This is a genomic window from Pseudolysinimonas sp. (assembly GCF_044239695.1).
GTDB lineage: Bacteria > Actinomycetota > Actinomycetes > Actinomycetales > Microbacteriaceae > Pseudolysinimonas_A.
The window spans coordinates 1-5,778 of the sequence record NZ_JBIIAW010000141.1 but is presented as its reverse complement, the minus strand read 5'-3'; the positions used below and the strand labels follow the sequence as shown (position 1 = coordinate 5,778).

Here is a 5,778-nt window from a genome sequence, read left to right as displayed (position 1 = left end):
CTCGACGGGCCGGCAGCGACCTTGGCCGACGACGAGGTGCTGATTCCCGGAATCGTCGACACCCACGTGCACGTCAACGAGCCGGGCCGCACCGAGTGGGAGGGCTTCGCCAGCGCCACCCGCGCCGCCGCCGCCGGCGGGGTCACGACGATCATCGACATGCCGCTCAACTCGGTGCCCACGACGATCACCGCCGAGGCGCTGCGCATCAAGCGCGAGGTCGCGGCCGACAAGGTCGTCATCGACACCGGCTTCTGGGGCGGCGCGGTGCCAGAGAACCTCGGCTCGCTGCGCGCGCTGCACGACGCGGGCGTCTTCGGCTTCAAGGCCTTTCTCGCGCCGAGCGGCATCGACGAGTTCGGCCACCTCGACGCCGATCAGCTCGAGGCCGCGCTCGACGAGATCGCGGCGCTCGGCAGCGTGCTCATCGTGCACGCCGAAGACCCCGGAGTGCTCGACGCCCACGCCAACCACGGCGGCACGTCGTACGCGGCCTTCGTCGAATCGCGACCGGATGCGGCAGAGACCACCGCGATCGACCGCGTCATCGCCGGGGTGCGTCGCACCGGGGCGCGCGCCCACATCCTGCACCTGTCGAGCGCTGCCGCCCTGCCCGCCCTGCGAGCCGCGCGTGCGGAGGGGCTGCCGATCACCGTCGAGACCTGCCCGCACTACCTCGTGCTCTCTGCGGAGCAGATCGACGACGGCGCCACCCAGTTCAAGTGCTGCCCGCCCATCCGCAGCGATGCCAACCGCGAAGCGCTGTGGCAGGCGCTGCTCGACGGCGACATCGATGTGGTCGTGACCGATCACTCCCCCGCGACCGCCGACCTCAAGTTCGCCGGGGACGGCGACTTTCAGGTGGCGTGGGGCGGCATCGCGGGACTGCAGACCGGCTTCTCGAGTGTGTGGACGGAGGCCGCCGAGCGCGGCATCCCCCTCGACCGGGTGCTGCAGTGGATGTCGCGCGGCACCGCCGACCTCGTCGGCCTCACCCAGAAGGGCCGCATCGCCGTCGGCGCCGATGCGGACCTCGTGGCCTTCGCCCCCGACGAGCGGTTTACGGTGCATGCCTCGGAGTTGCGGCACAAGAATCCGGTCAGCGCGTTTGAAGGGCGGGCGCTCAGGGGTGTCGCCCGGCGCGCGTGGCTGAGCGGGCATCCGATCGACGACGCGACGACCGGTGCCCTGCTAGAAACATCGCGGTCATAAACCTTTTCTAGAATCACGCCATGGCGATAATCATGGGCGACAACCAGTACGGCAAGGCCGAGAACCGCGTTGTGCGCATCTACCGCGACACGGCGCGGCACGAGATCCGCGATCTCAACGTGTCGACCTCGCTGCGCGGGCCCTTCTCGCCCGCCCACGTCGAAGGCGACCAGTCGATGCTGCTGCCGACCGACACCCAGAAGAACACGGCCTTCGCCTACGCCAAGGAGAAGGGCGTCGGATCGATCGAGGACTATGCCCTCGCGCTCGCCCGCCACTTCGTGCACGACATCGGCCCGGTCGAGGGTGCACGCATCGAGGTGGAGGAGTACGCGTGGCAGCGGGCCGTCGTCGACGGCGTCGAGCACGACCACACCTGGACGCGCCGCGGCCCCGAGGTGCGCACCGCCGCCGTCACCGTGGATGCGACCGGCGAGTACGTCATCGGCGGCATCAAAGACCTGGTGATTCTCAAGTCGACCGGCAGCGAGTTCGCCGGCTTCTTCACGGATGGCTACACCACCCTCGAAGAGACCCACGACCGGGTGATGGCCACCTCCCTCGTCGCGAAGTGGCGCTTCACGACCACCGAGCTGGACTGGGAGGCCACCTACGCGAGCATCACGGCGATCATCGTTCGCGAGTTCGCGACCCTGCAGTCGCTCGCCCTGCAGCAGACGCTCTTCCACATCGGCAAGGCGGTGCTCGAAGCGCACCCCGAGATCGCCGAGATGCGCCTGAGCGCTCCGAACAAGCACCACTTCGTCGTTGACCTCGAGCCCTTCGGCCTCGACAACCCCGGCGAGGTCTTCTTCGCCGCCGACCGGCCCTACGGGCTGATTCAGGCGACGGTGACCCGCGACGACGCCCCACCGGCGAACGAGGCGTGGCGCAGTGCGGCGGGTCTCGCATGAGCGGCCAGGACGAGCTGTTTCTCGCTCGCGCCATCGAGCTGGCGACTGAGAACGTCGCCAATGCGGGTGGGCCCTTCGGCGCCCTCATCGTGCGCGACGGCAAGGTGCTGGCCGAGGGCCAGAACCGCGTCACGGCGACCCTCGACCCGACGGCGCACGCCGAGGTGACCGCCATTCGCGCGGCCTGCCAGGCGGTCAAGGACTTCTCCCTCGCCGGCGCGACGCTCTACACCTCGTGCGAGCCCTGCCCGCTGTGCCTGTCGGCCGCGCTGTGGGCGCGCATCGACCGAGTGGTCTTCGCGGCGAACCGTGACGACGCTGCGGCGGGCGGCTTCGACGACCGCGAGTTCTACGAGCTCTTCGCGCGCTCCCGCGACACCTGGGACGTCAAGATCGAAGCACTGCGCCTCGACAACTCGGCCGAGCCCTTCGACGCCTGGCTCGCGTCAGAGGCGCGCACCGACTACTGAGCGGGTCGAGCCGGTCGAGACCAGATTTCGACAGGCTCAATCCGCACTACGACCCGCGATAGGTCGAGTAGCCGAAGGGGCTGAGCAGAAGGGGCACGTGGTAGTGCTCCGGCCCGGTGATCGAGAAGTCCACGATCACCCGCGGGTAGAAGGCCGGGCGGTCGCCGAAGTAGGCGGCGACGTCGAAGAGCAGGGTGTACCCGCCGGCGGGCAGGGAGTCGGGGCCGAGGGACGCGACGCGGCCATCCGCATCCGTTGTTCCGTCGGCGAGCAGCTCGCCGTTCTGAAAGAGCGCGACCGGGATTCCAGCGGCCGGCTTACCGAGGGCGGTGTCGAGAACGTGGGTGCTCAGGTGGCTCATGCTTCCTCCGCGTACAGCTTCTCGAGGCGCAGCAGGGCGATGTCGCGCAGCTGCTCGCCGACGATCGACACCTCTTCTTCGGGCGGCAGGTTGAGGCGGCGCTCGAGCTCGTCGAGGATCTCTGCGCGCGAGCGACCAGCGGCGCGGATGATGAAGATGCGCCCGAAGCGGCGCTCGTAGGCCTCATTGCCGCGCGCGATGGCGGCGTTCGTCTTGGCGTCACCCTCGTCGCCCTGCTCTGTGCGGCTGAAGTCCTGCGCGGCACCCTGGCCGACCGGCTTCTCGCCGATGCGCGGGTGGTGCGAGATGGCCTCGTCGATCTCCTGCGGGCTGAGCGGCGTCGCCGCAGTGTGGGCAGTGGCGAGCAGCGTCTCGAGGGAGTCGAAGGGGCTCGCGGCGGTCAGGTCGGTCACCCAGCGCTCGACCCCGAGGGCGGCGCGCAGGTCTGCGGGAGTGGTCTCGATCATCGTGTGGCTAACTTTACCTATGGCAATCTGTGGGATCGTGCTGGCCGCCGGCGCCGGAACCCGCGCGGGCGGCCCCAAGGCGGTGACTCCCGGCTGGATCGCCGCGGCCTGCACCGCCCTGCTCGACGGAGGCTGCTCTCGCGTCATCGTGGTGCTCGGCGCAGCACCGTCCGCTGAGATTCCGGCGGACGACCGCATCACCTCGGTCGTCGCCGCCGACTGGGCCTCGGGCATGTCGCACTCGCTGCGCGCCGGGCTCGACGCCGCCACCGGCAGCGCTGCGCTCATCACCCTCGTCGACCTGCCCGGGCTGCCATCCGCCGTTGTCAGACGGGTTCTCGAAGGGCACGGAGACCTCCGGCAGGCGGTCTTCGACGGCCGCCCGGGACATCCGGTCTACCTCGCCGCATCCCACTGGCGTCTGCCCCTGAGGGGCGACCGCGGAGCCCGCGAGTACCTCGTCGCCCACGGGGTGAACGAGGTCGAGTGCGGCGACCTGTGGAACGGCGAGGACGTGGACGGCCCACTACGCTGATCGCGTGCCCGCCGTCATCGCCGTCGTCATCCTCGCCCTGCTCGCCGTGTTTCAGCTCGCCCTCGCCGCGGGCGCACCGCTCGGCCACTACGCGTGGGGAGGCCAGCACCGCGTGCTGCCGCGCAACCTGCGCATCGGCAGTGTCGTGTCGATCGCCATCTACGCGCTCATCGCGGCGATTCTGCTCGGTCTCGTTCCCTTCGCCGAGGTCGGCCGATGGGTCGTGTTCGCCTACTTCGTGCTCGGCATCGTCGTGAACGCGATCTCGCGCAGCAAGCCGGAGCGCTACGTGATGACCCCGGTCGTCACGGCACTGGCGGTGCTCAGCCTGCTAGTGGCGCTCGGCTAGCGAGCGCACCGCTGCCTCGAAGGCGTCGAGCGCTGCGGTGACATCCGCCTGCTTGACGGCCTCGTCCGGATGGTGGCTCACGCCGCCCTTGCAGCGCAGAAACAGCATCGCGATGGGCGTGGCCGCGACAACGGCCATGCCGTCGTGGCCGGCGCGGCTCCAGAAGGCCATCGGGTCGTCGTCACCGATCGAGCGGATGCCGCTCTCGACCGCCTGCCGCAGGTCGAGATCGCACACCACCGCATCCGCCCGGTAGATCTCGTGCTGCTCGAACTCGAGTCCACGGCGGCCTGCGATCTCGGCCGCCGCCTGCTCGATGAGGGCGAGCACCTTGTCGCGATCGTCGTCGAACTCAGCGCGGAGGTCGAGGCTGAACTCTGCACGCCCCGGTATCACGTTGACCCCGCCGGGAAAGGCCTCGAGCTTGCCGACCGTGCCGATCACGTCGTGCGTGCGTGAGAGGCGCTCGATCTCGACGACGAGCTCGCTCGCTCCGACGAGCGCGTCGCGCCGACGGTCGAAGGGGGTACCGCCGGCGTGGCCGGCCTTGCCGTGCATGGTGAGCGCGAAGCGACGTGCACCGGCGATCGAGGTGACGACCGCGAGCTGCCGGTCGGCATCCTCGAGAATGGGGCCCTGCTCGATGTGCGCCTCGAGGTAGCCGACGAGCGTCTCCGGTCGCCGAAAGGCGCCGGGCAGGCGGGCAGGGTCGAGCCCGAAGTCCTGGAATGCCTCGAAGAGGGTGATGCCGTCTTTGTCGGTGAGGTTCCACCACTCGTCGTCCCAGGTGCCGGCGAGCGCGCGGCTGCCGAGCAGGGCGGTGCCGAAGCGGGTGCCCTCCTCGTCACTGAAGGCGACGACCTCGAGGGCGAAGGGCAGCGTGCCCGGCTCGATGCGACTGGCGACCTGGATCGCCAGCAGCACGCCGAGCATGCCGTCATAGCGACCGGCGTCGGGAACGGTGTCGATGTGGGAGCCGAGAAGCAGCGCGGGCAGCCCCTCTTCGCGTCCCTCGATGCGACCGCACTGGTTGCCGGCGGCGTCTTGCCAGGTGCTCAGACCCGCTTGCTCCATCCAGCCGGCGACGAGGGCATTCGCGGCCGCGTGCTCGGGTGAGAGGTGCACCCGCTCGAGAAAGTCGGGGCTGCTGCTGATCGTGGCGAGCTCGTCGCAGCGCTCGAGAATCAGCTGGGCGTCGGTCATGCGTAGAAGTCCAGCGCGGCCCCCGCGCCGCTGCCGGCGGTCACCGTGAGCCCGCCGCGGCGCAGCGCCACCTCGAGCGCGGCGAGGGTGGTGAGCACCGTGTCGCGCCGCGCGTTGTAGCCCATCGTGCCGATACGCCAGACCTTGCCGGCCATGGGCCCGAAGGAGGTGCCGATCTCGATGCCGAAGTCGTTCAGCATGGTGGCGCGCAGCCCGTCGCCGTCGATCCCCTCGGGGCTCTTCACGCCCACCACGTTGTTCATGCGC

The 5,778-nt window shown here is 69.9% G+C and carries 8 protein-coding genes and 1 pseudogene; 5 read left to right on the top strand and 4 right to left on the bottom strand.

Annotated features, from left to right (window positions below; genetic code table 11):
• From allB to ACILQS_RS15090, 3 genes are all read left to right on the top strand, one after another.
• Window positions 1–1,212, top strand: a 1,212-nt coding sequence (gene allB / locus ACILQS_RS15100) for an allantoinase AllB (protein WP_395640947.1), incomplete at its 5' end; no start/stop codon positions are given.
• A gap of 20 nt (window positions 1,213–1,232) precedes the next feature.
• Window positions 1,233–2,126: a factor-independent urate hydroxylase gene (gene pucL / locus ACILQS_RS15095; RefSeq protein WP_395640946.1), complete on the top strand. Its 894-nt coding sequence runs from the start codon at window positions 1,233–1,235 to the stop codon at window positions 2,124–2,126.
• Window positions 2,123–2,596 (top strand): nucleoside deaminase, encoded by a 474-nt coding sequence (locus tag ACILQS_RS15090; RefSeq protein WP_395640945.1) that lies wholly within the window; start codon window positions 2,123–2,125, stop codon window positions 2,594–2,596. The genes pucL and ACILQS_RS15090 overlap by 4 nt, the downstream gene beginning before the upstream one ends.
• A 46-nt stretch (window positions 2,597–2,642) precedes the next feature.
• Here the strand turns inward: ACILQS_RS15090 and uraH are convergent, their stop codons facing one another.
• Both uraH and uraD read right to left on the bottom strand, forming a co-directional pair.
• A complete protein-coding gene (gene uraH / locus ACILQS_RS15085; protein ID WP_395640944.1) occupies window positions 2,643–2,957 on the bottom strand; it encodes a hydroxyisourate hydrolase in 315 nt (104 codons plus the stop codon).
• Window positions 2,954–3,424: a 2-oxo-4-hydroxy-4-carboxy-5-ureidoimidazoline decarboxylase gene (uraD, locus tag ACILQS_RS15080; protein ID WP_395640943.1), complete on the bottom strand. Its 471-nt coding sequence runs from the start codon at window positions 3,422–3,424 to the stop codon at window positions 2,954–2,956. Before uraD ends, uraH begins: the two co-directional genes overlap by 4 nt.
• A 19-nt stretch (window positions 3,425–3,443) precedes the next feature.
• Here uraD and ACILQS_RS15075 point away from each other — a divergent pair, with 19 nt between their 5' ends.
• Together ACILQS_RS15075 and ACILQS_RS15070 are read left to right on the top strand one after the other, a co-directional pair.
• Window positions 3,444–3,959 carry an NTP transferase domain-containing protein gene (locus ACILQS_RS15075; protein WP_395640942.1) on the top strand — a complete coding sequence of 172 codons (516 nt, stop codon included), beginning with the start codon at window positions 3,444–3,446 and terminating at the stop codon, window positions 3,957–3,959.
• A 4-nt stretch (window positions 3,960–3,963) separates the two neighbouring features.
• The gene (locus ACILQS_RS15070) at window positions 3,964–4,308 is read left to right on the top strand and encodes a hypothetical protein (RefSeq protein ID WP_395640941.1); all 345 of its coding nucleotides are present in this window, start codon (window positions 3,964–3,966) and stop codon (window positions 4,306–4,308) included.
• Here ACILQS_RS15070 and ACILQS_RS15065 read toward each other — a convergent pair.
• Together ACILQS_RS15065 and ACILQS_RS15060 are read right to left on the bottom strand one after the other, a co-directional pair.
• Entirely contained in the window at window positions 4,291–5,511 is a 1,221-nt protein-coding gene (locus ACILQS_RS15065; protein ID WP_395640940.1) for an allantoate amidohydrolase, read from the bottom strand. The genes ACILQS_RS15070 and ACILQS_RS15065 overlap by 18 nt on opposite strands.
• Window positions 5,508–5,778: pseudogene (locus ACILQS_RS15060) on the bottom strand (alanine--glyoxylate aminotransferase family protein); the annotation flags it as partial. The gene ACILQS_RS15065 and the pseudogene ACILQS_RS15060, both read right to left, overlap by 4 nt.